The 25,933-nt window shown below is 75.5% G+C and carries 27 protein-coding genes; 9 read left to right on the top strand and 18 right to left on the bottom strand.

All coding sequences use genetic code 11. The features are described 5' to 3' along the window. Positions 1–32: 32 nt before the first annotated feature. From ACI783_RS16260 to ACI783_RS16245, 4 genes are all read right to left on the bottom strand, one after another. Complete coding sequence (locus ACI783_RS16260) at positions 33–1,286, bottom strand: globin domain-containing protein (protein ID WP_457141409.1); 1,254 nt, start codon at positions 1,284–1,286, stop codon at positions 33–35. A gap of 109 nt (positions 1,287–1,395) precedes the next feature. Further along, positions 1,396–1,554, bottom strand: a complete 159-nt coding sequence (locus ACI783_RS16255; RefSeq protein ID WP_457141408.1) for a hypothetical protein — start codon at positions 1,552–1,554, stop codon at positions 1,396–1,398. A gap of 670 nt (positions 1,555–2,224) precedes the next feature. After that, positions 2,225–3,178 carry a proteasome assembly chaperone family protein gene (locus ACI783_RS16250; protein ID WP_457141407.1) on the bottom strand — a complete coding sequence of 318 codons (954 nt, stop codon included), beginning with the start codon at positions 3,176–3,178 and terminating at the stop codon, positions 2,225–2,227. 85 nt (positions 3,179–3,263) lie between these two features. Continuing rightward, positions 3,264–4,580, bottom strand: coding sequence for an AI-2E family transporter (locus tag ACI783_RS16245; protein WP_457141406.1), 1,317 nt, complete (start codon positions 4,578–4,580; stop codon positions 3,264–3,266). A gap of 111 nt (positions 4,581–4,691) precedes the next feature. Here ACI783_RS16245 and ACI783_RS16240 point away from each other — a divergent pair, with 111 nt between their 5' ends. Genes ACI783_RS16240 through ACI783_RS16230 form a run of 3 tightly spaced genes read left to right on the top strand, consistent with a single transcriptional unit; the run spans position 4,692 to position 6,369 of the window. Continuing rightward, positions 4,692–5,171 carry a PPOX class F420-dependent oxidoreductase gene (locus ACI783_RS16240; protein ID WP_457141405.1) on the top strand — a complete coding sequence of 160 codons (480 nt, stop codon included), beginning with the start codon at positions 4,692–4,694 and terminating at the stop codon, positions 5,169–5,171. A gap of 38 nt (positions 5,172–5,209) precedes the next feature. After that, a complete protein-coding gene (locus ACI783_RS16235) occupies positions 5,210–5,794 on the top strand; it encodes a hypothetical protein (RefSeq protein ID WP_457141404.1) in 585 nt (194 codons plus the stop codon). Next, the gene (locus tag ACI783_RS16230) at positions 5,791–6,369 is read left to right on the top strand and encodes a hypothetical protein (RefSeq protein WP_457141403.1); all 579 of its coding nucleotides are present in this window, start codon (positions 5,791–5,793) and stop codon (positions 6,367–6,369) included. The genes ACI783_RS16235 and ACI783_RS16230 overlap by 4 nt, the downstream gene beginning before the upstream one ends. A 220-nt stretch (positions 6,370–6,589) precedes the next feature. Here ACI783_RS16230 and ACI783_RS16225 read toward each other — a convergent pair whose 3' ends face one another. Further along, a complete protein-coding gene (locus ACI783_RS16225; RefSeq protein ID WP_457141402.1) occupies positions 6,590–8,134 on the bottom strand; it encodes a UDP-N-acetylglucosamine 1-carboxyvinyltransferase in 1,545 nt (514 codons plus the stop codon). A gap of 181 nt (positions 8,135–8,315) precedes the next feature. Here ACI783_RS16225 and ACI783_RS16220 point away from each other — a divergent pair, with 181 nt between their 5' ends. Genes ACI783_RS16220 through ACI783_RS16210 form a run of 3 tightly spaced genes read left to right on the top strand, consistent with a single transcriptional unit; the run spans position 8,316 to position 10,164 of the window. Continuing rightward, complete coding sequence (locus tag ACI783_RS16220) at positions 8,316–8,921, top strand: hypothetical protein (protein ID WP_457141401.1); 606 nt, start codon at positions 8,316–8,318, stop codon at positions 8,919–8,921. A gap of 43 nt (positions 8,922–8,964) precedes the next feature. After that, on the top strand, positions 8,965–9,717 hold the full coding sequence (locus ACI783_RS16215) for a dienelactone hydrolase family protein (protein ID WP_457141400.1): 753 nt from the start codon (positions 8,965–8,967) through the stop codon (positions 9,715–9,717). A gap of 42 nt (positions 9,718–9,759) precedes the next feature. After that, positions 9,760–10,164, top strand: a complete 405-nt coding sequence (locus ACI783_RS16210; RefSeq protein WP_457141399.1) for an ankyrin repeat domain-containing protein — start codon at positions 9,760–9,762, stop codon at positions 10,162–10,164. A 6-nt stretch (positions 10,165–10,170) separates the two neighbouring features. Here the strand turns inward: ACI783_RS16210 and ACI783_RS16205 are convergent, their stop codons facing one another. The 4 genes from ACI783_RS16205 to ACI783_RS16190 form a co-directional block, all read right to left on the bottom strand. Continuing rightward, positions 10,171–10,653 carry a hypothetical protein gene (locus tag ACI783_RS16205; RefSeq protein ID WP_457141398.1) on the bottom strand — a complete coding sequence of 161 codons (483 nt, stop codon included), beginning with the start codon at positions 10,651–10,653 and terminating at the stop codon, positions 10,171–10,173. Next, entirely contained in the window at positions 10,650–11,945 is a 1,296-nt protein-coding gene (locus tag ACI783_RS16200; protein ID WP_457141397.1) for a DUF58 domain-containing protein, read from the bottom strand. Before ACI783_RS16200 ends, ACI783_RS16205 begins: the two co-directional genes overlap by 4 nt. 3 nt (positions 11,946–11,948) lie before the next feature. Further along, positions 11,949–12,155 (bottom strand): hypothetical protein, encoded by a 207-nt coding sequence (locus ACI783_RS16195; protein WP_457141396.1) that lies wholly within the window; start codon positions 12,153–12,155, stop codon positions 11,949–11,951. Between the two features lie 124 nt (positions 12,156–12,279). After that, positions 12,280–13,698 carry an MFS transporter gene (locus ACI783_RS16190; protein WP_457141395.1) on the bottom strand — a complete coding sequence of 473 codons (1,419 nt, stop codon included), beginning with the start codon at positions 13,696–13,698 and terminating at the stop codon, positions 12,280–12,282. Positions 13,699–13,799: 101 nt separating this feature from the next. Here ACI783_RS16190 and ACI783_RS16185 point away from each other — a divergent pair, with 101 nt between their 5' ends. After that, positions 13,800–15,104, top strand: a complete 1,305-nt coding sequence (locus ACI783_RS16185; RefSeq protein ID WP_457141394.1) for an alpha-amylase family protein — start codon at positions 13,800–13,802, stop codon at positions 15,102–15,104. Between the two features lie 88 nt (positions 15,105–15,192). Further along, positions 15,193–16,566, top strand: a complete 1,374-nt coding sequence (locus tag ACI783_RS16180) for an MFS transporter (protein WP_457141393.1) — start codon at positions 15,193–15,195, stop codon at positions 16,564–16,566. A 7-nt stretch (positions 16,567–16,573) separates the two neighbouring features. On the opposite strand, the gene ACI783_RS16175 is transcribed toward ACI783_RS16180, so the two are convergent. The 8 genes from ACI783_RS16175 to ACI783_RS16140 form a co-directional block, all read right to left on the bottom strand. Beyond that, the gene (locus ACI783_RS16175) at positions 16,574–17,908 is read right to left on the bottom strand and encodes a DUF2254 domain-containing protein (protein WP_457141392.1); all 1,335 of its coding nucleotides are present in this window, start codon (positions 17,906–17,908) and stop codon (positions 16,574–16,576) included. Further along, positions 17,905–18,543 carry a spermidine synthase gene (locus tag ACI783_RS16170; protein WP_457141391.1) on the bottom strand — a complete coding sequence of 213 codons (639 nt, stop codon included), beginning with the start codon at positions 18,541–18,543 and terminating at the stop codon, positions 17,905–17,907. Before ACI783_RS16170 ends, ACI783_RS16175 begins: the two co-directional genes overlap by 4 nt. A gap of 165 nt (positions 18,544–18,708) precedes the next feature. Next, complete coding sequence (locus tag ACI783_RS16165; protein WP_457141390.1) at positions 18,709–19,557, bottom strand: 5-oxoprolinase subunit C family protein; 849 nt, start codon at positions 19,555–19,557, stop codon at positions 18,709–18,711. After that, positions 19,554–20,168, bottom strand: a complete 615-nt coding sequence (locus ACI783_RS16160; RefSeq protein ID WP_457141389.1) for a 5-oxoprolinase subunit B family protein — start codon at positions 20,166–20,168, stop codon at positions 19,554–19,556. The genes ACI783_RS16165 and ACI783_RS16160 overlap by 4 nt, the downstream gene beginning before the upstream one ends. Continuing rightward, positions 20,168–20,929, bottom strand: coding sequence for a LamB/YcsF family protein (locus ACI783_RS16155; RefSeq protein WP_457141388.1), 762 nt, complete (start codon positions 20,927–20,929; stop codon positions 20,168–20,170). Before ACI783_RS16155 ends, ACI783_RS16160 begins: the two co-directional genes overlap by 1 nt. 14 nt (positions 20,930–20,943) lie before the next feature. Beyond that, positions 20,944–22,185 (bottom strand): NRAMP family divalent metal transporter, encoded by a 1,242-nt coding sequence (locus tag ACI783_RS16150; RefSeq protein WP_457141387.1) that lies wholly within the window; start codon positions 22,183–22,185, stop codon positions 20,944–20,946. A 64-nt stretch (positions 22,186–22,249) separates the two neighbouring features. After that, positions 22,250–23,275 (bottom strand): hypothetical protein, encoded by a 1,026-nt coding sequence (locus ACI783_RS16145; protein WP_457141386.1) that lies wholly within the window; start codon positions 23,273–23,275, stop codon positions 22,250–22,252. Beyond that, positions 23,272–24,021: a hypothetical protein gene (locus tag ACI783_RS16140; protein ID WP_457141385.1), complete on the bottom strand. Its 750-nt coding sequence runs from the start codon at positions 24,019–24,021 to the stop codon at positions 23,272–23,274. The genes ACI783_RS16145 and ACI783_RS16140 overlap by 4 nt, the downstream gene beginning before the upstream one ends. A 79-nt stretch (positions 24,022–24,100) precedes the next feature. On the opposite strand from ACI783_RS16140, the gene ACI783_RS16135 reads away from it, so the two are divergent. Next, positions 24,101–24,886 (top strand): putative protein N(5)-glutamine methyltransferase, encoded by a 786-nt coding sequence (locus tag ACI783_RS16135; RefSeq protein ID WP_457141384.1) that lies wholly within the window; start codon positions 24,101–24,103, stop codon positions 24,884–24,886. Between the two features lie 56 nt (positions 24,887–24,942). On the opposite strand, the gene ACI783_RS16130 is transcribed toward ACI783_RS16135, so the two are convergent. After that, positions 24,943–25,779: an HpcH/HpaI aldolase/citrate lyase family protein gene (locus tag ACI783_RS16130; RefSeq protein ID WP_457082671.1), complete on the bottom strand. Its 837-nt coding sequence runs from the start codon at positions 25,777–25,779 to the stop codon at positions 24,943–24,945. Positions 25,780–25,933 lie beyond the last annotated feature (154 nt).

Raw genomic sequence — 25,933 nt, 5'->3', positions numbered from 1 at the left:
GTCCGGTGGGCCGGGACCTGGTGCGCCGGGCGTCAGGCCTGGGCGGCCGGCTCCTGCTCGGCGCCCGGGGCGGCCTCGGTGGCCAGGTCGGCCTGCCAGAGGTCAGGGCCGAACACCTCGTACTGGATGTCCTTGGCCGGCACCCCGCGGTCGATGAGCTGACTGCGCACCGCCCGCATGAACGGCAGCGGGCCGCACAGGTAGTACGCCGCCCCCTCGGGCAGCTCGAGCTGCGAGACGTCCATCGTCCCGGCGTGCACCCCGTCGACCGGCAGGCTGCTCGGCGCACCGCGCTCGTACCAGACGTGCATCGCGGCGCCGGGCAGCGACCGCACGTCGTCGAGCACCTGCCGGCGCAGCGCGAAGGACTCCTCGTCGGCGTCCGCGTGCAGCACGGTGATCGGCAGATGCGACCCGGCCGCGGTCAGGTGCGAGATCATGCCGGCCATCGGGGTGATCCCGATCCCGGCGCTGGCGAACACCACCGGTCGGCCGGAGTCGTCGAGCACGACGTCGCCGAAGGGCAGCGACAGGGTGAGCACGTCACCGACCTGAGCCTGGTCGCAGAGCAGGTTGGACACCTCGCCGTCGGGCTTGCCCCCGCCGCGCACCCGCTTCACCGAGAACTGGCGGTGCTCGCCGTCGTCGGCGCGGGTGAGGCTGTACTGCCGCGGCTGGTGCACCCCGTCGGGCATCCGCACCTTCACCGAGACGTACTGACCGGGCAGCGAGGTCTTGACCAGCCGGTCGTCGATCCGCTTGACCCGGAAGGTGACGACGGCGGGGGTCTCCTCGACCTTCTCCGCGATCTGCCAGTCGCGCCACACGGTCTCCGGCCGCACCCCGCGGGAGCTGTAGAGGCCGCGCTCCATGTTGATCAGCGCGTAGGCCATCAGCCAGTAGACCTCGTCCCAGGCGGCGGCCACCTCCGGGGTGACGGCGTCGCCCAGCACGTCGACGATCGCCCAGAACAGGTGCTCGTGGACGACGTCGTACTGCGCCGGGGTGATGCCCAGCGAGACGTGCTTGTGCGCGATCCGGGACAGCAGCTGCTCGGGGACCTGCTCGGGGGTCGTGACCAGGGCGCTGGCGAAGACGGCGACCGAGCCGGCCAGGGCGACCTGCTGCGTGCCCTCGGCCTGGTTGCCGCGGTTGAAGGTGCCGTCCAGCAGCTCCGGGTGCTCGCCGAACATGTGGCCGTAGAACCGGCGGGCGATCTCCTCGATGTTCTCGGCGACGACCGGGAGCGTCGCCTCGATGACCGGGCGGGAGCGATCGGAGAGCACAGTGCCTCGTTCCTGAGGGGCTTTGCGGCACCAGGGGACGGTGCCGCGGGGGACACCCGCCACTCTCGGCGCCGGGTCCCGGCCGGTTGAGGGACGTTGGTCCCTGGGATCAGGTGCGCAGGAGCTGACCGCAGCGGCCGCAACGGTCAGCGACCGGGTCGTCGGCCAGCCGGCCGCACTCGGGACAGACGCGCTCCAGCCAGCACACCGGGTCGCCGCCCTCCGGCCCGGCCGGACGCGGCCGCTCGGGGTCCTCCTGCTCGGTCACCGCTCCGCCTCTCGTCGTCGGGTCCAGACTGGACCCGACGACGACGTGCCGCAGCAGCGGAGGGCGGCCGCCGGCCGGCTCGAGGAGCCGGCCGGCCTGAGCTGCGGTGTTCGGCCTGAGCTTCGGCGGGCGGTCAGCGTCGCAGACCGTCCACTGGGCGGACGGCTGACCCAGTGCACCGCCGGACCGGTCGGCCGGTGCTGGCAGTTCCCCTGCCCTCGCTGTCCCATCGGACACTGGTCTGCGGTCCCCGTTGCTGTGCATCCTCGGCCCGTCGGGCAGCTCGCCCGACGACGGACGAGGGAGCGGAGCAATGTGGGCGGGTGTCGTGTTCGCGGTGTTGGTGGTGCTGTTCTTCCGGGCGATGGGCCGTGCCGGCGCACCGGCCCGGGAACGGCCGGTGCCAGTGTCGTGGTCCGCTGCGGCGCACCAGCTCGCCGCGGACGTCGTGTGCGGCGCCCGGGTGCACGCCGCCCTGGCCGCCGCTCACCGCGACCGCCTGGATCGGGGCTGGTGGGCAGGAGGGGGGACGGCCGACCTCCGTCACAGGCCCGAGCCGGCGAAGTGCCAGGACGACTGCTGACGGTGCGCGGCGCCGGGGGGCTGCGTGGCGGGGACTGCTCGCCACCGGGGGACTGCTCGCCACCCGGGCCCTGCTGGCCGGGGTCGGTCAGTCGCGGGGGCGCTTGCGGTCCTGCTCGGCGAGGAAGCGCTCGAGCTCGGCGCCGAGCTCGTCCCCACTGGGCATCTGGCCGGCGGTGCCCAGCAGGCCGGTGTCCTCCCGCGCTGCGGTGAAGCTGTCGAACTGCTCCTCCAGTGCGGCCACCACCGAGGTGTTCTCCGCCGACCGGCCGATCTGCTCGTCGACCTCGGTGCGGTTGGCCTCGGCCGCCTCGCGCAGCGTCTCGGTCGGCACGTGCAGCCCGGTCAGCTGCTCCAGGTGCTCCAGCAGCGTGAGCGAGGCCGCCGGGTAGGTGGCCTGGGCGAGGTAGTGCGGCACGTGCGCGGCGACGCCCAGGGCGTCGACGCCGGCCTCACCCAGCCGCAGCTCCAGCAGCGCCCCCACGCTGCCGGGGATGCGCATCTCGCCCCAGTAGACCGGGTAGGACTCGATCAGCTGACGCCGGGTCGCGTGCGCGGTGACGGTGACCGGCCGGGTGTGCGGCACCGGCATGGGGATGGCGTGCAGCGCGACGACGGTGGTCACCCCCATCCGTTCGACCAGCCCGGCGACCGCGGCGACGAAGCGCTCCCACGCGTAGTCCGGCTCGGTGCCGTGCAGCAGCAGGAACGGGCGCCCGCCGTCGTCCTCGAGTGCGTACAGGTTGATCTCCGGGGAGGTGATCGACTCGTACCGGTCACCGGAGAACGTCATCCGCGGCCGGTGGCCGCGGTAGTCGACCAGGCTGTCGACGTCGAAGCGCGCGATCAGCTCGTGCGGCAGGGTGGCCAGCAGGTGCGAGCCGGCGAGCGCGGCGGCGTGCGCGGCGTCGAACTCCCCGGCCAGGTCGTGCACCAGCACCAGGCCGGGCCGCTCCTCCGGCGAACCGACCTGCTCCTCGCGGTCGAGGAACGGTTCTGCCTCGGGGAGCACCTCGACGAGGTCCTCCGGTCGCTGCGGCACGGTGCGGCCTCCTGGGAACGGTCCGACGGGTCGACAGGTCCAGCCCCGGGAGGGACGGCGGCATTCCCGCCGTCCCTCCTCCGGGTCACCTGACCGGGTTCGGGTCCTCCGCGGACTCGCTCACCAGCTCGGCCCCCACGGTGTTCCCGGCGAGCACCCGGCGGGTGCCGTCGGGCTCTACCTCCGGGGACAGCCCGTCGAGGACGTCGCGTCCGTACCGGTAGGCCACCGCGATCAGGGCGGCGACCGGCACGGCGAGGAAGGCGCCGATGATGCCGGCCAGGCTGGCGCCGGCGGTCACCGCGAGGATGACCACGGCGGCGTGCAGGTTCAGCCCGCGGCCCTGCAGGATCGGCTGCAGCACGTTGCCCTCGATCTGCTGCACCACGACGATCAGGCCGAGGACGATCAGCGCGGTGGTGAACCCGTTGCTGACCAGGGCGATGAGCACGGCGAACGCACCGGCCGTGAAGGCACCGATGATCGGCACGAAGGCGCCGAAGAAGGTGAGCACCGCCAGCGGGACCACCAGCGGGACGCCCAGGATGAGCAGCCCGATGCCGATGAAGAACGCGTCGACGAAGCCGACCAGCGCCTGCTGGCGGATGAACTCCGACAGCGTCTTCCAGGTCTTCAGCGACAGCGCGGCCACGTGCGGTGCGGCGCTGGGACCGGTCTGCGCGGCCAGCCACGGCACCCAGCGGGGCCCGTCCTTGAGGAAGAAGAACGTCAGCACCAGCGCCAGCACCAGGTTGATGACGATGCTGCCGATGGCGGTGGCGGTCGTGTAGGCGTACCCGGCGATGTTCTGCGCGTTGGACTGCACCTGGTCGATCACGCCGTCGATCGCCTCGTCGACCTGGCCGTCGCCCAGGTTGAGCGGCGGGCCGGCCAGCCACTGCTGGATCTCCTGCAGACCGGCGCTGAACTGGTCGGCCAGGTCCTCGACCTGGTTGATCACCTGCGGGGCGATCCACGCGATGATGCCGCCGAGGGCTGCGAGGAACAGCAGCAGCGTCACGAGGGCGGCCAGCGCCGGCGGCCAGGAGTGCTTGCGCAGGAACCGGGCGAGCGGCCACAGCACGGTGGTGAACAGCAGGCCGAGGACGACGGGCAGCAGCACCACCCAGAGCTGGCCCAGGACGTACCCGATGATGATCAGGCCGAGCACGACGAGCACCAGTTCCCCGGAGCCGATCGCGAGGACGCGCGCGGCGGTCTGGAAGCGGCGCGCGCGCTCCGGGCCGGGCACGGGAGACCGGGTGGGCACCATGGTGTCGTCGTGGGTGGGCGCTCCCGGGCTGGAGCCGGCGTCGGGAGTCGTCGCCCCGGAACCTTCCGGGCCGGTCGCCCTCTGGTCGGACGGCGTCTCGGGGCGGGGCTCGGGACTCTGGTCGGGCATGCGCTGATCCCAGCACACCCGGGCGACGGGCACGCGCCGAAGCGACGCGATCCACCTCTCCCACCCCGCCCCGTCGGGCGGGCTGTCGGGGGTGCGTCGTAGGTTCCCGGCATGCCGAAGACCGCCACCGCCGACCGCGTCGACCGCGACGGGTTGCTCGCCTTCGTCCGCCCCCGCCACCACGCACTGCTGATGACCCGCCGGGCCGACGGCGAGCCGCAGCTCTCGCCGGTGACCTGCGGCGTCGACCCGGAGGGGCGGATCGTCGTGTCGACCTATCCGCAGCGGGCCAAGGTCGTCAACGCCCGCCGCGACCCGCGGGTGTCACTGTGCGTCCTCTCCGACGAGTTCGACGGGCCGTGGGTCCAGGTGGACGGCCGGGCGGAGGTGCTCGACCTGCCCGACGCGCTGGAGCCCCTGGTCGAGTACTTCCGGTCGATCAGCGGCGAGCACCCCGACTGGGACGACTACCGGGCCGCGATGCAGCGCCAGGGCAAGGTCCTGCTCCGGGTGACGATCGAGCGCTGGGGACCGGTGGCCACCGGCGGGTTCCCGCCGGAGCTGAACCAGGACACGCCCGCAAAGCCCTGAGCCTTGCTTTTGCCAAGGCAAGCTGCTGCACTTGCCTGGTGTCGTTCGTGGTGACCGTCGACCAGCGGGCCAGCCGTCGCGCCCCCGACCGGGTGCCGGCCGCCCTGCGGGTGCTCGCCGGCGTACCCGTGGTGCTGCGTTTCGAGCGCACTGCGGGTGATGAGTTTCAGGGGCTGCTCGACGACCCGTCCGCGGTGGTGGACGTGGTCCGGCGGCTGGTGCGGGAGGGCGACTGGAGCATCGGGATCGGGACAGGGCCCGTCCAGCGGCCCCTGCCGGCCAGCACCCGGGCCGGTGCCGGTCCGGCCTTCATCGCCGCGCGGGCCGCGGTCGAGGCGGCCAAGCGGCGTCCGGTGCGGATCGCGGTGCGCGGGCCGGTGCCGGACACGGCGGCGGACGCCCAGGCGGTGCTGACGGCGCTCGCCGCCCTGCTGGAGCGGCGCAGCGACCAGGCGGAGGAGGCGGTCCGGCTGGTGGAGGGCGGGCGCACCCAGGCCGAGGCGGCCGGCGAGCTGGGCATCAGCCGCCAGGCGGTCGGGCAGCGCCTGGCCGCCGGGCTGTGGGAGGTCGAACGCGACCTGCGGCCGACCGCGGCCCGGCTGCTCGCGCGGGCGGCGGGATGACCGTCGCCGCCCTGCTGGTCCTCGGTGCGCTGGCCGCGGCCGGCGCGGGCCTGACGCTGCGCGGGGAGCGGGTGCGCACCCCGATCGGCGCGCTGACCCTCGTCGTGCTGCTCGCCGTCGCGGCCGTGCTGGCCTGGCGCGTCGGGCGCACCGGGGACGTCGTGGACGCGGCGGCCGTCGTCCTCGCGGTGGCGGCCGCCGCGCTGGGCGGTGGCCCGGTGGCGATGGCGGTGCTGCGCGCCGCCGATCCGCAGCGTGATGCGCCGGCGGCCGGTCCCGCGCCGGCCCCTGCCGGTGCCGAGCCCGTCGTCGGCAAGCCGGCTCCGCGCAGCGTGGCCGACCCGGAGGTGCTGCGCGGCGGCGCCTGGATCGGGGCCCTGGAGCGCACGGTCATCGCCGGGACGGTGCTGGCCGGCTGGCAGGAGGGGCTGGCCGTGCTGGTCGCGGTGAAGGGGCTGGGCCGGTTCCACGAGGTGAAGGCGCCGGTCGCCGCGGAGCGGTTCATCATCGGCACCCTGGCCAGCGGCCTGTGGGCCCTGGCCTGCGTCGGCGTCGCCGTCCTGCTCCGCGGCTGACCGCACCGGGGTGGCCCCCGCTCACCGGCCGGCAGGGAGCGGCCGGCCGAGGGAGCTCCCGCTCGGGGTGTCCCGTCGAGGGGATGTCCCGCTGGGTGTGTCTGGCCGACGGGGGTGCCTGGCCCGAGGGTGTGTCTGGGCCGAGCTTGTGCTCTGCTCACCTGGGGTGAGCAGAGCACAAGCTCGGCCGGAGGCGGTCGGCCGGGCCGACGCGCAGCCGTCAGTCGCTGAAGACCTCGATCTGGGCACCCATCTCCACCAGCCGCTCGTACAGCTGCTCGTACCCCCGGGCGATGATGTCGACGTTGCGCAGCACCGACTGGCCCTTCGCCGCCAGCATGGCGAGCAGGATGCAGACCGCCGGACGGAGCGCCGGCGGGCAGACGATCTCCGCCCCCGACCACCGGGTCGGTCCGGAGACCAGCACCCGGTGCGGGTCGAGCAGCCGGACGTCGGCCCCGAGCCGGGTCAGGTCCGACAGGTGGATGGCGCGGTTGTCGTACACCCAGTCGTGGATGACCGTCTCGCCGGTCGCCGTCGCCGCGATCACCGCGAAGAACGGCAGGTTGTCGATGTTCAGCCCCGGGAAGGGCATCGGGTGCACCTTGTCGATCGGTGCCCGCAGCTGGGAGGGGTGGATGGTGACGTCGACCAGCCGGGTCCGGCCGTTCTCCGCGGGGTACTCCGGGGACAGCTCGTAGCGCAGCCCCATCTCGGTGAGGGTGGCCAGCTCGATCTCCAGGAACTCGATCGGCGCCCGCCGCACGGTCAGCTCCGAGCCGGTCACGATGCCGGCGGTGAGCAGGCTCATCGCCTCGACCGGGTCCTCGGAGATCGTGTAGTCGACGTCGGCGTCGAGCACCGGCCGGCCGGTGACCACCAGCGTCGTGGTCCCGAAGCCGACGATCTGCACCCCCAGCTTCTCCAGGTACAGGCACAGGTCCTGGACCATGTAGTTGGGGCTGGCGTTGCGGATCGTCGTCGTCCCGTCGTGCCGGGCGGCGGCGAGCAGGGCGTTCTCGGTCACGGTGTCGCCGCGCTCGGTGAGCACGATCGTCCGGTCCCGGCCCTCCGTCGGGCGCACTGTCGCGTGGTACTCCCCGGCGCGCGCCTCCACCTCCAGACCGAAGGGCCGCAGCGCGATCATGTGCGGCTGGACGGTGCGGGTGCCCAGGTTGCATCCGCCGGCGTAGGGGAGCTCGAAGGCGTCAGCGCGGTGCAGCAGCGGGCCCAGGAACATGATGATGCTGCGGGTGCGCCGGGCGGCGTCGGCGTCGATGGCGGCCAGGTCCAGCTGCTCGGGGACGACGAGGGTGAGGTCCCGGCCGGCTTCGTCCCAGGTGGCCGAGACGCCGATCGAGGTGAGCACGTCGAGGATGCGGTCGACCTCGACGATCCGGGAGACGTTGCGCAGCGTCGTCCGCCCGCGGTTGAGCAGCGAGGCGCACAGCAGCGCGACGGCGGCGTTCTTCGACGACTTCACCGTGACGCTACCCGACAGCGGGGTGCCGCCGCGCACCCGCAGGTGGGTGGGGCCGGGGCGGCCGACGGTGATCAGCTCGCTCTCCAGTGCCGCCGACAGCCGGCCGAGCAGCTCGAGGGTGAGGTTCTGGTTGCCCTGCTCGATCCGGGCGATCGCGCTCTGGCTGGTGTTCAGCCGCTCGGCGAGCTGGGCCTGGGTGAGGCCGTGGTGCCGGCGGGCGTCGCGGACCAGTGCGCCGATCTGGCGGAGTGACTGACCGGTGGCTTCCTCGGTGAGCATCATCGCCGGTCACGATATCTCACAGATGAGATCGGGACGGTCCTGTCGTGCAGCTCCCCGGTCGGCGGGGAGGCTGGCGCTCGGCACGACGGACGCCGGGTGTCGAACCGGTGAGCACTGGACATGATGGTGAGGCCCGGACCCGGCCCTGCCCACGACCGGTCCCTGCTGACGAGGAGTGCCCGTGCCCCAGAACCCGGTGCCGACCGGTTCCGTGTCCCACCCCGAGCTGCTGGCCGTCTACATCAACGACCACATCGCCGCGGCCGCCGGCGGCATCGAGCTGGTCTCGCGGATGATCGGGGTGCACCGGGGGAGGGAGCACGAGCACGCCCTCCGGCAGCTGCTCGACGAGCTGCGCGAGGAGAAGACCGCGATCACCGGCGTCGCGCGGGCGTTGGGCTTCCCGGTGCGGCAGTACAAGCAGTGGGCCACCTGGGTCGCCGAGAAGGCCAGCCGGGCGAAGCTGAACGGTCACCTGCTCAGCCGGTCCCCGTCCAGCGAGCTGGTCGAGTTCGAGTTCCTCGCTTCCGCCGTGCGGGGCAAGCGCAGCGGCTTCGAGACGCTGCGGATCGCGGCGACCGTCGACAGCCGGATCGACGCCGACCTGCTCGACCGGCTGATCCGGCAGGCCAACCGCCAGCACGACTGGGTCACCGAGGTGCGCCGGGACGTGGCGGCGAAGCTCTTCGGCGGTGACCCGAGCGCGCCGGACTTCGCGGCCGACACCGGCAACGGCGACGGCGGGGGCGGCGACAACGAGGGCGGGGGCACGGGCGAGCGGAGCTGAGCTCCCGCTGCGCGGTGCGGAGGTCGGCGGTAGACACGTCGGCATGTGCCACGACCACGACAGCCGCCCGCCCGCACCACCCCGCAGCGGCGACGTCGCCGAGCGCGGCTCGCTGACCCTGACCGCAGCCGACGGCACCGAGTTCACCGCCGCCTTCGCCGCCCCCGCGGGACCGGCGAGAGCGGGCGTGGTGATCCTCCCCGACATCCGCGGCCTGCACCCCTACTACGTGGCCCTCGCCGAGCGCTTCGCCGAGGCCGGCCTCCCCGCGGTCGCCATCGACTACTTCGGCCGCACGGCCGGGGTGGCCGCCACCGGCAGCCGCGAGGAGGACTTCGACTGGCAGAGCCACATCCCGCAGACCACCGCCGAGGGCGTCGACGCCGACACCGCCGCCGCCGCGGCCTACCTGCGCAGCCGCACCGACCCGGCGCTCCCGGTGGTCACGGTGGGCTTCTGCTTCGGTGGGAGCCACGCCTGGCGGCAGTCCGGCGGCGACCTGGACATCGCCGGCTCGGCCGGCTTCTACGGCCGGCCGTCCATGGTCGGGGACGCCGCGCAGCGCGCCGCGAAGCCGGTGGTGATGATCATCGCCGGCGCGGACTCGGCGACGCCGGTGGAGGAGCAGCGGCAGCTGGCCGCCACCATGCGCGCCGCCGGCGCCGACGTGGACGAGGTCGTCTACGAGGGCGCGCCGCACTCCTTCTTCGACCGGGCGTTCGGGGAGTGGGCCGAGGCCTGCGACGACGCCTGGCGGCACGTGCTCGCGCTGACCGACCGGGTCGCCGCCGGCTGACCACCTGCTCGTTCCTCCCGCCGCGGTGCCTACGCTCGCGGGATGAGCGAGCAGCAGCCGATCGAGCAGGGTGTCCTCGACCTGGCGCAGCGGGTCTTCGGTCTGGCCCGGGCCGGGCACACCGAGGAGCTCGCCGCCTACGTCGACGCCGGCGTGCCGGTGGACCTGACCAACGAGAAGGGCGACACCCTGCTCATCCTGGCGGCCTACCACGGCCACCCGGAGACGGTCGCCGCGCTGCTGGCGCGCGGGGCCGAGCCCGACCGGGCCAACGACCGCGGCCAGACCGCACTGGCGGCCGCGGTGTTCAAGCAGTCGGCCGACGCGGTGCGCGCGCTGCTCGCCGCCGGCGCCGACCCCGACGCCGGCGGTCCCAGCGCCCGCGCCACGGCGCAGTTCTTCGAACTGCCGGAGATGAGCGCCCTGCTGGAGCGCCCGGCCGGCTGACCGCGGTCAGTCCGCCGGGCGCACGGCGCGGGCCGCGAGCAGCGCGCCTCCGGCCGCCGCCAGCCCGACGAGGGCGGCGACGGTGGTCGGCACCGCCGGGGGTACCGGCAGGAGGCCGGCGCCGGCGACGGCGAGCGCGCCGCCGGCGGTGGCTCCCGCCGCCCAGCCGACCCAGCGCACCAGGAGCCGGGCCGGCACCCGCGCCGTCCGCGGGGTGACCGCGGCCAGCGCCGCCGTGCTGTGCACGACGGCCAGCGCGAACGCCAGCGCCGTCAGCCGGCCCCAGGCGCCGGGGTCGCCGCCGTCCAGCCAGGACAGCGCGGCAACCCCGATGAGCACCGCGGACGCCGCCGAGCCCGGCGCGGCCACCGCCGCGCCCAGTGCCACCAGCCCGGCGGCGGTCAGGGCGACACCGATCACCGTCAGCTCCGGAGCCGGCAGCAGCACCGCCGCGAGCCCGGCCAGCGCCAGCACCACCCGGGGGCTCACCGGCGCACCCCGCGGCCACCGGACCGCGCAGCGGCGCGGGCGAGCTCGACCAGCACGGCGTCCAGCGTGCCCCGGCCGGCCCAGGGCACCACCGGCACGCCCAGCGACTGCAGCTGCCGGATGCGGGTGTCCCGCTCCACCAGCCACAACCGGGTCACCGGCCCGGCCCAGGGGCCGTCGTCGCTTCCCGGCAGCGCGTCGGCCGGCAGCGTGTCCACCACGACCACCGGGTGCCCCGCCCGGCTCAGCGCCGCCGCCGTCTCCCCGACGTGCCGACCCACCAGCGGGCTGACCAGCAGCACCAGGGCCCGGGGGTCCAGGCCGGCCGGCACCGGCATCCGCGGCTCGGCGCCTCCGGTGCGCGGCGCCGCGGTGTCCAGCAGCGCCGACTGCAGCCGGTCCAGTTGGCCGCGGCCGGCGCGGGCGGGCAGCACCCGGCCGGTGGCGGCGTAGGTCACCAGCCCGACCCGGTCGCCGAGCTGCAGGTAGAACGCGGCCAGGGCGGCGGTGGCGCGCACGGTCACGTCGACGCCGCTGGCCCGGCCGCCGATGCCCTCGCTGGTGCCGGCGTCGAAGCGGGCATCGGCGAGCAGCACGACGTCGGCGTCCCGCTCGGTGGTCGTGGCGGTGACCTGCAGCTCGCCCGCGCGCAGCGAGGTGCGCCAGTTGATCCGGCGGATCCGGTCCCCGGGGACGAAGGCGCGCACCCCGGCCAGCTCGGTGCCCTCCCCGCGGTGCGGCGAGCGGTGCAGCCCGATCCCGCCCCGCGCCCGGGGCACCAACGCGGCGCCGGTGTAGGGCGCGGACAGCGGGAGCACGCGCACCCGGCGGCCGGGCAGCTCCACCGGGCCGGCGCGCAGCAGCCCGCCGCAGGCGGAGAGGGTGACCAGCACCGGGCCGACGGGGGCGATGCCCCAGCGCCGGGCCAGCAGGTCGACGGTCACCGACAGTCGCCCGCCGGCATCGGGACGGTCGGCCCGGTCGACCGTCCCGCGGCCGGCCGGCTGCACCCAGCCAGGGGTGCCGACGACGACGGCGGCGGTCTGCGCGCCCGGTCCGCCGTCCACCCGGACGGTCAGCGGGAGCCGAGCACCCTCGGGCACCGCGGCGTCGGCGAGGTCGACGTCCACCAGGGGCTCACCGGCCGGACGGCGGGTCAGCGCCAGCGCGGCCAGCGCCAGGGGGGCGGCGAGCACCAGCAGGTCGACCCGGCGGACCAGGACGGCGAGCAGCGCGAGCGCCGCCGGCAGCACGGTGACCCGGACCAGCGCCGCGGTGGGCTGCCAGCGCACCGCTCAGCCGACGCTGCCGGCGAGCCGGCTGGCCGGCACGGGCACCTCACCGAGCACGGCGGCAGCGACGTCGTCGGCGCCGACCCGGTTCATCCAGGTCTCCGGCCGCAGGGTGAGCCGGTGCCCCAGCGCGGCCACGCCGACGGCCTTCACGTCCTCGGGCACGACGTGGTCCCGGCCGCGCAGCACGGCCAGCGCGCGGGCGGGCAAGCACGGTCAGCCGGTCGTGCGCGCGTCGGTGCAGCCACTGCATCGACGTGCGACGACGCGGGTGCCCGACTCGGGTGCAGCGGCTGTACCCACCCGCGCCGACGGTCGGCGGGTGGCCCGACCGTCAGCCGGCCGGCGCGGGGGCGCGCCGACCGAGCGCGACGGTGAGGACGACGAGCAGCAGGCAGGCGCCGCAGCCGATCACCGCCACCCCGGTGTACCCGCCGGTCGTCGGGTACGCGGCGCCGGCGGGGGTGGCGATCTCCAGCACGGTGGCGCTGAGCGCGCTGCCGACGGCGAAGCCGATGTAGCGCATCACCTGGTTCAGGCCCATCGCGCTGCCGGTCTCCCCGGCGGGCACGGCGGTGACGATCAGCCCGGGCAGTGCCGCGAACGTCGTCCCCACGCCCAGGCCGGCGACGGCCATGGCCGCGAACAGCTGCCACAGGTCGGTGCGGGCGAAGCCGACGAGCAGCTCCCCGACGGCGAGCACCAGCGCGCCGATCGGCAGCACCCAGCGCGCGCCGACCAGCCGGTCCAGCGGGCGGGCCACCCAGCCGGCGGCGAAGCTGGCCACCGAGAAGGGCAGCAGGATCAACCCGGCGACGACGATCGAGGAGCCGAACCCGTAGCCGGTGGACTCCGGGGTCTGCGCCAGCCGCGGCACGGAGGACAGCAGCAGGTAGTTGGCCAGCCCGATGAGCAGGGCCCCCACGTGCGCGGTGGCGGCGGTGCGCCCGCGAGCCAGCCGCAGGTCGACCAGCGGGGCGTCGGCGTGCAGCTGCCACACCGCCCAGCCGGCCAGGGCGGCGAGCGACAGCGCGACCAGCCCGAGGACGGCGGGCGAGGTCCACCCCCAGTCCTCGCCCTCACCGAGCGCGAGCAGCCCGGCGGTCAGGCCGACCCCCAGCAGGGCGGCGCCGAGCAGGTCGAGGTGGCGGCCGGCCGTCGCCGGCGGGCGCGGGTAGACCACCGCGGCGGCGACGAGGGCGACCGCGCTGGCGACGGCGCCGAACCAGAACGCGGCGTGCACCCCACCGACCTCCGCGATCAGCCCGGTCAGCGGGTACCCCAGGCCCAGGCCCGCGGCGACCGTCACCGACAGCGCCGCCGCGGTCGAGCGGGCCCGGTCCGGGGGCAGCGCCGAGCGGGCGGTGGCGATCGCCAGCGGGGTGACGGCCAGTCCGAGCCCCTGCAGCGCGCGGCCGGCGATCAGCCAGCCCAGGCCCAGCGGCAGGGCGGCGAGCACGCTGCCGAGCACCACCACGGAGAGGACGACGAGCACCACGGTGCGGCGGTGCCGGCCGTCGCCCAGCCGCCCGATCACCGGGCTGGCGACCGCGCCGACCACCAGGGTCACCGTCAGCGCCCACTGCGCGCTGGTGACCGAGACGTCGTTGGCCTCGGCGATGGCCGGGATCAGCGGCGCGCCCAGGCTGCTGATCACCGCGACCAGCATCGCCAGGTAGATGAGCACCGGGACCAGCGCCGGGGGCGCGCTGCCCGCTACGGCCGTGCTGGCGCGGGCGGCTGGTTGCGTCACGGAACTGGACGGTAACCGCGGGCGGCGGCACCGGGCCGGGGGCTTCCGGCCAGCGGAGATACCCGTCGGTAACGTGGGGCCTCCGACGAGGGGGAGGTGCGATGCCCGGCTGGGTGCAGGACGCGGTGTGGTGGCACGTCTATCCGCTGGGCTTCGTGGGGGCCGAGCAGGAACGGGGCGACGACGTCGTGCGGCACCGGCTGCCCCGGCTGGTCGACTGGCTGGACTACGCCGTCGAGCTCGGCGTGAACGGGCTGGCGCTCGGGCCGGTGTTCGCCAGCGGCACGCACGGCTACGACACCGAGGACCACCGGCGGATCGACCCGCGGCTGGGCGACGACGCCGACTTCGACGCGCTGCTCGCCGCCTGCCACGACCGTGGGCTGCGGGTCCTGCTGGACGGTGTGTTCAACCACGTCGGCCGCGGGCACCCGGCGTTCCGGGCGGTCCTGGAGCAGGGGCCGGGCGCGCCCACCGCCGGGATGTTCCGGCTGCGCTGGCCGCACGGCCCGGGCGCGGAGCCCGAGTACGAGACCTTCGAGGGGCACGGGCAGCTGGTCGCCCTGGACCACTCCGCCCCGGCCGTGGCCGACCTCGTCACCGACGTGATGACGCACTGGCTGGACCGCGGCGCCGACGGCTGGCGGCTGGACGCCGCCTACGCCGTGCCGCCCTCGTTCTGGGCGGGCGTGCTGCCGCGGGTGCGCGAGCGGCACCCGGACGCGTACGTCGTCGGCGAGGTCATCCACGGCGACTACGCCGGGATCGTGCGCGGGTCCGGGATGGACTCGGTGACCCAGTACGAGCTGTGGAAGGCCGTCTGGAGCTCGCTCAACGACGGCAACCTGCACGAGCTCGCGCACGCGCTGGGCCGGCACGACGAGTTCCTGGGCACCTTCGTGCCGCTGACCTTCGTCGGCAACCACGACGTCACCCGGATCGCCAGCCGGCTCACCGACCCCCGGCACCTGGCGCACGCGCTGGTGGTGCTGTTCACCGTCGGCGGGACGCCGTCGGTGTACGCCGGTGACGAGCAGGCGTTCACCGGCGTGAAGGAGGACCGCGCCGGCGGGGACGAGGCGGTGCGCCCGCCGTTCCCGGCGACGCCCGCGGAGCTGGCCCCGTTCGGGGAGCCGACGTTCCGGCTGCACCAGGAGCTGATCGGGCTCCGGCGCCGGCACCGCTGGCTGCACGCGGCGCGCACCGAGGTGCTGCACCGGGACAACCGGCAGCTGAGCTACGCCAGCAGCGCCGACGGGGAGCGCCTGCTGGTGGCCCTCAACCTGGCCGACACCCCCGCCGTCGTGCCCGCCCCGGGCGCCGGCGCGCTGCTGGCCGGCGCCGGGCAGGTGCAGCGGGACGCCGTCCGGCTCGAGCCGCACGGCTGGGCGGTGCTCGAGGGTTGAGCTCTGCCCGGCGGAGACCGGCCCCTGGTGGGGCATCTCACCGCGCCCGGTTGGAACGCCGGGCGCCGGTGTGGTGTCGTTCTCGGACGTGACCACCGCCCCCGCCCCGGCCGCCCGCACCCCGAGGCGGGCCTACCTGGTGTGGGGCGTGGGGCTGCTGGCCTACGCGGTGGCGATCTTCCACCGCGGGTCGCTCGGCGTGGCCGGCGTGCAGGCGCAGGAGCGGTTCGACGCCGGCGCCTCGGCGGTCTCGCTGTTCCTGGTGCTGCAGCTGGCCGTCTACGCCGGCCTGCAGGTGCCGGTGGGCGTGGCGCTGGACCGGTTCGGCTCCCGGGCGATGATCGTCGCCGGTGCGCTGACCATGTCCGCCGGGCAGGCCGTCCTCGCGCTGGCCACCGACGTGCCGACCGCCGTCGCCGCCCGGGTGCTGGTCGGCGCCGGCGACGCGATGACCTTCATCAGCGTGCTGCGGGTCGTGCAGCTGTGGTTCACCGGCCGCACCGTCCCGGTGATCACCCAGCTGACCGGCATCCTCGGCCAGATCGGCCAGATCGTCGCCGCGTACCCGCTGGTCGCGCTGCTGCGCGACACCTCCTGGCCGGCCACGTTCCTCGGCGCCTCCGCGGTTGGCGTGCTCGCCGCGGTGCTGGTACTGGTCGCGCTCTCCGACGCCCCGCCCGGCACCCCGGTGGCCACCCCGGCCGGGCTGGGCCAGGTGCGCGCCAACCTGGTGGCCACCTGGCGGGAGCCGGGCACCCGGATCGGGATGTACACCCACCTGGTCACCCAGTTCTCCGGCACCGTGTTCGCGTTGCTGTGGGGCTTCCCGTTCCTCACCGTCGGCGAAGGGCTCAGCGACGGCACGGCGGCCACCCTGCTCACCCTGCTGGTGCTGGTCGGCATGGGCTTCGGCCCCCTCCTGGGCCGGCTGGTGGGCCGCTGGCCGATGCGCCGCTCGGTGCTCGTCTTCGGCATCCTCGGCGTCACCGCGGTCACCTGGACCGTCGTGCTGCTCTGGCCGGGACGGGCGCCGCTGTGGCTGCTCGTCGTCCTGGTGCTCGTGCTCGGCACCAACGGCCCGGGGTCGATGATCGGCTTCGACTACGCGCGCACCGAGAACCCGGTCGAGCGGGCGGGCAGCGCCAGCGGGGTGGTCAACGTCGGCGGGTTCGTCGCGTCACTGCTGACCATCCTGGCCATCGGCGCGGTGCTCGACCTGCTCAGCCCCGGTGGCACCACCGACTACAGCCGGGACGCCTTCCGGGCCGCGTTCGCCGTGCAGTACGTCTTCTGGGCGGTCGGGTTGGTGGGCGTGCTGCGGCACCGCAAGGCGCTGCGCGCCCGGCTGGCCCGGGACGGCGTCGTCATCGCTCCGCTGCACATCGCGGTCGGCGCCCGGCTGCGCGGCCGCTCGGCCTACGAGGCGCCGGCCGACGACGGGGAGCCACCGGTCGGCCGCTGAGGCCGGTTCAGATCGAGCGGGTCTCCCCGGCGCGGTCGGCGAAGGCGCCGTAGAGGTCGCCGTCGAGTGCTGCCTGCACCCGGCGGCGCATGTCCCGCACCGCCTCGGCGTCGTCCTCGGCGGCCTGCTCGGGCAGCTGGGCCGCGGTGTTGTCCGCGGCCCGGGCGATCTCGGCCCGCTGCTCGTCGTCCCGGCAGGAGACGGCGACGTCGCGGAGCATCCGCAGCACCGAGGTGAGCACGGTCGGCTCGTCGCCGCCGTAGCGGCTCAGCTGACCACAGCACAGCTCCAGGTAGTACCGCAGGTCCCGGTCGGGGACGATCGCCCGGCCGGTGCCGTCCTCGTCCCGGTGCAGGGTCGGCCCCAGGTGGGAGCCGACGATCCGGGACAGCAGGTCGCCCATGTGCCCCACGGCGATCGCGGCGGTGACCGGGTCGTTGATGCCGGGCGAGACGGCCTTCACCGCGATGTCCTCCAGCTGGCGGAAACCGAAGCCGGCGTCCTGGTCGAGGGTGCGCTCGTAGCCCAGGTCCACCGCGCCGGTGACCTCCTCGGTGAACTCCTCGGGCAGCTCGCCGCCCCGCCGGGCCCAGACGGTCGCGATCGGCGTACCGCGCACCAGGTGGTCCCCGGGCCGGGTCTCGATCCGCACCACCGCGTCGTGCTCGCGGGCGCACCGGACCAGTCGCTCGACGTCGACGCTGCGCACGTACCCGCTCGCCGGGGACGGCAGCAGCCGGCCGGCGGACTGGTCCAGGTGCAGCTGGTCGGGGTCGTCGATCGGCTCGTCGTAGTCGGGGTAGAAGGACGTGATGGCGGTCGTGGTCTCGCCGTGGACCATCAGCATGAGGGTGTCCACCCGGAGGACCCGGGTCATGTGCGAGATGAAGGTCAGGCCCGCGGCGAACGCGGCGATGCCCAGCAGCAGCGCGACCAGCGCGCTGACCACCGGCACCGGGGACGAGCTGCTCAGCTGGCGCATTGCGACGATGTTGTAGACGAAGGCTGCCGTCAGCACGGCCAGCACGCCCTTCCAGACCGGGTCCCGGGTGATCTCCCGCAGCAACCGCGGGGAGAACTGCTGGGAGGCGAGCTGCAGGGCCACCACGGTGAGGCTGAAGGTCAGGGTCGTGATGGTCACCACCGCGGTGGTGACGACCTGGAACAGCGTGGACGCCGCGCTCTGGTCGCCGGGCCACAGGTGGGTGAGCCAGCCGCTGGTGGGGCGGATCGTGGTCAGGCCCAGCGACGCCCCGGCGGCCACGACGCCCGCGACCAGCGGCCACAGCCACAGCGGGGCCCGCGAGCCCTCCGCGCTGTTGTGCCGGCGGCCGCCGTTCACGATCGGCCCCCGGCGCGCCGGGCGAGCGCGATCGCGTAGGCGAAGGCCCGGCCGTCGCGCTCGACCGGGAGCACGAGGTGTTCGACGTCGGTGGCGTCCGGGAGCGTGGCCAGCCGCTCTGCCAGCTCCGGCACCGGGTCGCTCGCCCAGATGGCCAGCACCCCACCGGGCCGCAGGGCGCCCAGCGCGCGGGTGAGCCCCGGGAGCGCGTACAGCCCGGCGTTGCGCTGGTGCACCAGGAACGCCGGGCCGTTGTCGACGTCGAGCAGCACCGCGTCGTACGTGCCCGGTGAGCTCGCCAGGTGCTCGGCGACGTCGGCGGTGTGCAGCCGGAGCCGCGGGTCGGCGGGCAGCGCGGGCAGCAGCCCCTCGCCGGCCCAGCCGACCAACGCCGGCTGCAGCTCGGCCACCTCGACCAGCGTCACCCGGGGGTCGGCCAGTGCGGTGGCCGCGGTCCAGCCCAGTCCCAGTCCGCCGACCAGCACCCGCAGGTCCCCGCCGGCGCAGCGGGCCAGCGCCTCGGTGGCCAGGGCGCGCTCGGTGGAGGTGTCGACGTCGTCCATGGCGAACACGCCGTCGACGATGAGCTCGAGGTGTTGGGCGCCGTCGTCGGTGGTGCGCCGGCGAAGCGCCACCTCGCCGTGCGGGCCACTCGCCCGGCCGAGCTCGGTGACGTCAGGGGGCGCGGTCGGGGTCGGGCGGTGGTTCAGCGGGGCCTCCGGGGGTGGTTCCGCGTCGGCGTGGCTGACCGTGCACGGTGCACTCTGCCACGGGCGTCATCACCGCACGCGCGGGCGTCCTCAGCCGCGCCCGGCACGCAGCCGGAGGCGCTGTCCGGGGCGGAGCTGGGCGCAGCGGTCGACGTCGGCGTCGGCGACGTAGCCGATCACCGGGTAGCCGCCGGTCACCGGGTGGTCGGCGAGGAACAGCACCGGCAGCCCGGACGGTGGCACCTGCAGCGCTCCCCGCACCATCCCCTCGCTGGGCAGCTCCCCGGCGCGCAGCCGCTCCAGCGGGGCGCCGTCCAGTCGCAGCCCCACCCGGTTGCTCTCGCTGGTCACCGTCCACGACTGCCCGGTGAGCGCGGCCCAGCCGGCGTCGCCGAACCAGTCCTGCCGCGGCCCGGGCAGCACGGTGACCGTGACCTCGCCGTCCGGCGGGTCGGGCACCGGGGCCAGGTCGACGCCGGGCGCCGGGTCGACCGGCTCGCCGACCGGGAGCACGTCGCCGGCGGCGACCACCGCGGGGCCGAGCCCGGCCAGCAGGTCGGTGGCCCGGGAGCCGAGCACCGGTGGGACGTCGATGCCGCCGCGGACGCCCAGGTAGGTGCGCAGCCCGCTGGACGGCGGACCCAGCCGCAGCTCGCTGCCGGCGCGGAGCAGGGTCGGGGCGTCGTGCGGGGCGCCGGGGCAGCGCGCGCCGGTGGTGACCACGAGCAGGTCGGCCTCCGCGCGGACGGCGAGCCCGCCGAGGGTCACCTCCAGCACCGCGGCGTCGGTGCGGTTGCCCACCAGCCGGTTGGCCAGCGCGGCCGACGCCCGGTCGCAGGCACCGGAGCGGCCGATGCCCAGCGCCGCCTGCCCGACCCGGCCGCCGTCCTGCACCGTGGTCAGCGCCCCGGTGGCCAGCACGGTCAGCGCGCGGCTCACGGTCCCACCTCGACGAAGCGCACGCGGGTGCCCGGCCGGAGGAGCGCGGCCGGGTCGCGGTCGAGGTCGAACACGGCGACGTCGGTGTGGCCGATCAGCTGCCAGCCGCCGGGGGACTCCCGCGGGTAGACGCCGCTGAACTCGCCGGCCAGCGCGACCGAGCCGGGGGGCACCTTGGTGCGCGGGGTGGCCCGGCGGGGCACGTCCCAGGCGACGCCGGGCTGGGTGAGGTAGCCGAAGCCGGGCGCGAAGCCGCAGAAGGCCACCGTCCACTCGGCGCCGGTGTGCCGTTTGACCAGGCGGGCCGGGGAGAGCCCGAGGAGGCCGGCGACCTCGGCGAGGTCGGCGCCGTCGTAGTGCACCGGCAGCTCGACGGTCTCCCCGGCGACCTGGGTGTCCGGCCGCGGGGGAGTAGCCCGCACCGCCGCGGCCACGGCGGCCAAGGAGGTCTGCGCCGGGTCGGTCACCAGCAGGACGGTGCGCGCGGCCGGGACGACGTCGACCACCCCGTGCGGCGGGTCGGCGCTGAGCGCGGCGTAGAGCGCGAGGACGTCGTCCAGCCCGTCCAGCTCGACCAGCAGGGCGGCGCTGCCGCTGGGGAGCAGGCGCATCAGGCCGCGAACGCCGAGAGCTCCACGCCGGCGTCCGCCAGCGCGGCACGGACCTGCCGGGCGATCTCCACCGCGCCGGGGGTGTCGCCGTGCACGCAGATCGACCCCGGCCGCAGCGTCAGCTCCCCGCCCTCGACGTCCCGGATCGGTTCGCCGGTGGCCATCGCCACGCACCGGGCGGCGATCTCGGCCGGGTCGTGCAGCACCGCGCCGGGCAGCCGGCGGGAGACCAGCGTGCCCTCGGGGGTGTACGCGCGGTCGGCGAACGCTTCGTGCACCACGGTCAGCCCGGCCTCGGCCGCCAGCCGGAGCCACGCCGAGCCGGGCAGCCCGAGCACCGGCAGCTCCCGGTCGTAGGCGACGACGGCGGCGACCACCGCGGCCGCCTGCTCCTCGTGGTGCACGATCGCGTTGTAGAGCGCGCCGTGCGGCTTGACGTAGCGCACCCGGTCGCCGGCGATCCGGGCGAAGCCCTCGAGCGCACCGATCTGGTAGACGACGTCGGCGGTCAGCGCCTCGGGCTCCACGTCGATGAACCGCCGGCCGAAGCCCGGCAGGTCGCGGTAGCCGACCTGGGCGCCGATCGCGACGCCGGACTCGACGGCCCGCGCGCAGACGCGCCGCATGATCGTGGCGTCGCCGGCGTGGAAGCCGCAGGCGACGTTGGCGCTGGTGACCACGCCCAGCAGTGCGTCGTCGTCGCCGAGCGCCCACTGGCCGAAGCCCTCACCGAGGTCGGAGTTCAGGTCCACAGCGGTCATGGGTCCAGCCTCCCTCACGCGAACAGGTCGATCACCGGGCGGACCGAGTTCACCGCCAGGTACAGGGTGACCAACCAGGCGACCCAGCCGATGGCCAACAGCCAGCGCGGGTAGCGGTAGCCGTTGAGCAGGTCGGTGCGGCGGGTGGCCACCCAGAGCAGCACGGCGATGCCGATCGGCAGGAGCAGGCCGTTGAACGCCCCGGCGAAGACCAGCAGCGTGGTCGGCGCGGTGCCGATCAGCACGTAGACCAGCGAGGTGACGGCGATGAAGCCGACGACCAGCAGCGAGCGGGTGCGGTCGGAGGTCCGCGTCCGGGAGGTCACGAAGGACACCGAGGTGTACGAGGCCCCGATGACGCTGGTGATCGCCGCGGCCCACAGCACGATGCCGAACACCCGCAGCCCCACCTCGCCGGCGGCCTGCTCGAACGCCGACGCGGCCTGGTTCGCCGGGTCGAGCGCGGCGCCCCCGGTGACCACGCCGAGGATCGCCAGGAACAGGACGATGCGCATGATCGCGGTGATCAGGATGCCGGTGACCGAGCCGCGGGTGATGTCCCGGACCCGGCCGGGGCCGGAGACGCCCGAGTCGAGCAGCCGGTGGGCGCCGGCGTAGACGATGTAGCCGCCGATGGTGCCGCCGACCAGCGTGGTGATCGCCAGGACGTCGATCTCCTCGGGGAGCACCACGTTGCGCAGCGCCTGGCCCACCGGCGGGCCGGAGGTGATGGCGACGTAGGTGGTCAGCACGATCATCACCAGCCCGAGGGCGACGACGATCCGGTCGACCGCCACCCCGGCCCGCCTGCTCAGGAAGATGCCGATGGCGATCAGCGCGGAGAGCGCACCGCCGATCTTCGGGTCGAGCCCGAGCATCGCGTCGGCGCCCAGTCCCGCGCCGCTGACGTTGCCGATGTTGAACACCAGCCCGCCGATCAGCAGGAAGGCGGCCATCACCCAGCCGAGGCCCGGGGCGACCAGGTTGCCCAGCTCCTGGGCCCGCCGGCCGCTGACGCCGATGACCCGCCAGACGTTCAGCTGGAGCGCGATGTCGATCAGGATCGAGACGACGATGGCGAACGCGAACGCGGCGCCCAGCTGCACCGTGAAGGTCGTGGTCTGGGTGATGAACCCGGGTCCGATGGCCGAGGTGGCCATCAGGAACATCGCGCCCAGCAGGGTGGATCGGGTGCTCGACGCCAGCCGACCGGTGGGCTGCCCGGTCGCCTCGCCGGGGGACTGCTCTGCGGTCATCGCTCTCCCTCACGGTGGTGGGCGGGCGAGCGGTACCCCGGTGCGCGTGGGCGAACCCGCCGGGTCAGCCCTCCCCGGTGGCGGTGCGGAAGCAGGCAGCGATCTGCTCCTCCCGGGCCGCCTGCTCGGCGCTGCTCAGCTCGCCGGGAGGCGAGTCGCCCCAGCCCTCCAGGTGGCCGTCGGGGGACAGGTGGACGTCGACGCCCAACTGCTCGAGGCACGGTGGGAGGTCGGTGCCGTCGATCGGGCCGGTCGGGAACTCCAGGTGCCTCGGCTCCTCGCCGGTGGTGAACGGGTGGACGGGCAGCTCGCCCGCGCTCATCCGCACCTCGCCGGCGCCCCAGGTGATGGGCGTCGTCACCACGCCCAGCGGTACCCCGTCGACCACCGGTAGCGGGTCGAAGTCGCGGACCAGGTCGCCGTCGGGCGCACGGTCCAGGCTGGGCGAGTACTCCGCCACCGCGCCGGGTTCGGCCAGGACGAGCAGCGGCCCGGTGTCCGCGGAGACGTCCATGAGCGCCAGCCGCTCGCGGCCGGTGATCGGCATCGACGTGACGGCGGGCGTCAGCTCGGCGGGCTCGGCTCCCCGGGGGCCGGTGAACCACGCCCAGGACCACTGCGCTCCGGCGCGGGCGATCACCACGACCCAGCGGTGCCCCCCGGGCACGTCGCCGGCGTAGACCACGCGCTGGGTGCCCGGCTCCGGCGCCGGCGCGTCCCCGCCGTAGGAGACGCCGTCCAGCCCGACGGCGAGGTCCCAGTCGAGCGCGGCCACCGCCGCCAGGAACTCCTCGTCGTCGGCGAGGGAGCCGCGCACCGGCGCGTCGTAGAGGACGGGAGCCGGGGTGACGACCGAGGCGCGGGATGCCCGGTCGGTGCCCGGCGCCCCGGCCGTCGTCCCGGCGAACGACGCGCCGGTGGCCAGCAGGACGACGGCCACGGCACCGGCGCACCACGCGACCGCGCGGCGGCGACGGCCCCGGGCCAGCGCGGCCGCCCTGGCCGCGGTGCTCGGGCCGCCCGGGGGATCGGCCAGGGCGGTGAGCTCCCGCAGCCGGGCGGCGACGGCCTGATCGACCGGGGTCGTCACGACGGCCGCCGGTAGATCGCGTCGGGGTCCTCGTCGGTCGCCGGACGGTCCGGTTCGGTCGGCACCGGTACGGGGGCGGGGAGCGGCGCCGGTCGTGGCCGGGGTGCGCGGGGCGCCGGTGAGGTGGCGGGCCGGCGGTAGCCCGCGTCCGGGTCGCCGTCCGGGTCGTCGTCCGGGTCGGGCTCCAGCGCGTCGGCGTCCGCGGGTGCGCGGGTGACCACGGCTGGTCCCGGTGTGGGTGTGGGCGCGGGTCTGGGCGTCGCGGGGGCGCCGCCCGGTGCGGCCTCCGCGTCCGCGAGCAGCGGCCCGAGGACGGCCAGCGCCTCGGCGAGCGCGTCCGCGACGTCGGTGGTCGAGCAGCTCAGCAGGGCCGCGACCGCCGGCTCGTCCAGCCGCTCGTGCAGCCGCAGCACCGCGATCGCCCGGGTGCGCGGGTCGAGGGCGGCGAGCGCCCGCAGCCAGGTCCGGTCGGCCTCGGGGAGGTGGTGGTCGCCGTCGGCGTCGACCATCACCGCGTCGGCGGTCCCGGCGTGCCGCAGCGAGGCCCGGACCAGCGCGTCGCGGGTCTCCTCCCGCGCCTCGCCCGGTGATCCCAGGTGGCGCCACCGGCGGTGGGTGCGGGCCAGCGCAACGACGAGGAGCTCGCGGGCCGCGGACCGGCTCCCGGTCAGCAGCAAGGCGGTGCCGAGCAGGTCGGGCTCGGCGTGGGCGACGAACGCCGGGAAGGCGGTGTCCCGCTGGTCCACGCGCCCCTCCTCCCGATCGTCGGCGGAACCGTATCGACCCGATGCGCTCGCGGGGGACAGGCGCACACTGTCTCCTCTCATGTCCCATCCCGACGCCACCCCGCCCGCGACGCTGATCGCGCGGTTGCGCGCGGCCGGGTGCGTGTTCGCCGAGGACGAGGCGGAGCTGCTGGCCGAGGCCGCGGACGGCCCCCGGCACCTGGAGCAGCTGGTGACCCGGCGGGTGGCCGGCGAGCCGCTGGAGCAGGTGCTGGGCTGGGCCGGGTTCTGCGGCCTGCGGGTGGCCGTCGCGCCGGGGGTGTTCGTCCCCCGCCGCCGCACCGAGTTCCTGGCGACCGAGGCGGTGGCCCGGGCCGGGCGGGGCAGCGTCGTCGCCGACCTGTGCTGCGGCACCGGCGCGGTCGGGCTGGCCGTGGCCGTCGCCGTCGGCGAGGTGCGGCTGCACGCGGCCGACATCGACCCCGTGGCGGTCGCCTGCGCCCGCCGGAACCTGGCACCGCTCGGCGCGTGGGTGCGGCAGGGCGACCTGTTCGACGCCCTCCCGTGGTCGCTTCGCGGGCAGGTGGACGTGCTGGTGGTCAACGCCCCCTACGTGCCGACGGACGAGATCGCGCTGATGCCGCGCGAGGCGCGCGAGCACGAGGCCCGGGTCGCGCTGGACGGCGGACCCGACGGCGTCGCGGTGCACCGCCGGGTCGCGGCCGGCGCGGGCGGGTGGCTCTCGCTCGGCGGATCACTGCTCATCGAGACCAGCGAGGAGCAGGCTGCGGTCACCGAGGCCGCGGTGGCCGCCGGCGGGCTGCGCACCACCGTGCTGCACGACGAGGACCTCGAGGCGACCGTCGTCGTCGGTACCCGCCCCTGAACGCACGACGGCCCCCACCCGGTGGGTGGGGGCCGTCGGTCGGTCGCGCCGGCGCGTCAGATCGGCTGGACGCCGAAGGCGGTGGCCAGCTTCTCGATCTTGCGGGCCCGGCCGAGCCGGGGGAGGTCGCTGCCGTCGCGGATGACCTGGCCGCGGGCGTCGAAGTCGGCCAGGAAGTCCCGCGCCCAGGCGACGTCGGACGGTGTCGGGCTGATGACCTCGTTGATCACCGGCAGCTGGTCCATCTGCAGGCACAGCTTGCCGGTGAGGCCCAGCGAGACGGTGGTCGCGGACTGCTCGCGCAGGATCGGGTGGCTGGTGCTCACCGTCGGCCCGTCGATCGGCCCGGGCAGGCCGCCCACCCGGCTGGCCACGACCAGGCGGGAGCGGGGGTAGGCCATCGCCAGGTCGTCGGCGCTGGTGCCGGTGTCGCGGCGGTAGTCGCCACTGCCGAACGCCAGCCGGAACGCGCCGCGGGCGCGGGCGATGTTGACCGCCTCCTCGATGCCCAGCGCGGACTCGACCAGCGCGAGCACCGGAGTCTTGCCGCCGAGCCGGTCGTAGGTCTCGGTGACGTGCTCGGCGGCCTCGGTCTTGGCCAGCATGACGCCGTTCAGGCCGGGCAGCCCGGCCAGCTCGGCGACGTCATCGGCCCAGAAGGGGGTCGAGTGGTCGTTGATCCGCACCCACGCGCGCTTCTCGCCGCTGGAGAGCCACTCGACGACGTCGGCGCGGGCCTCCGGCTTGCGGGCCGGGTCGACCGCGTCCTCGATGTCGAGGACGATCTGGTCGGCGCGGGAGTCGTGCGCCTCGTCGAACAGCTCCTTGCGGGCGCCGTTGACGAGCAGCCACGAGCGGGCGATCTCTGGGTCGACGTTCCTGCCTCTGTGCACCCGGTCATTCTGGGGCCCCGGTCGCCGTCCGGCCCGACCGGGGTCCTGCCGTGTCGCGGTGGGGGGGGGGGGGGGGGGGGCGGGGGGGGGGGGGGGGGGGCGGGGGGCGCGGGCCCCGGCGCCGCCGACCACACCCCCCCCCCCCCCCCCCCCC

The organism is Modestobacter sp. SYSU DS0511, from assembly GCF_054050755.1.
This window is presented reverse-complemented; position numbering and strand designations above follow the sequence as displayed.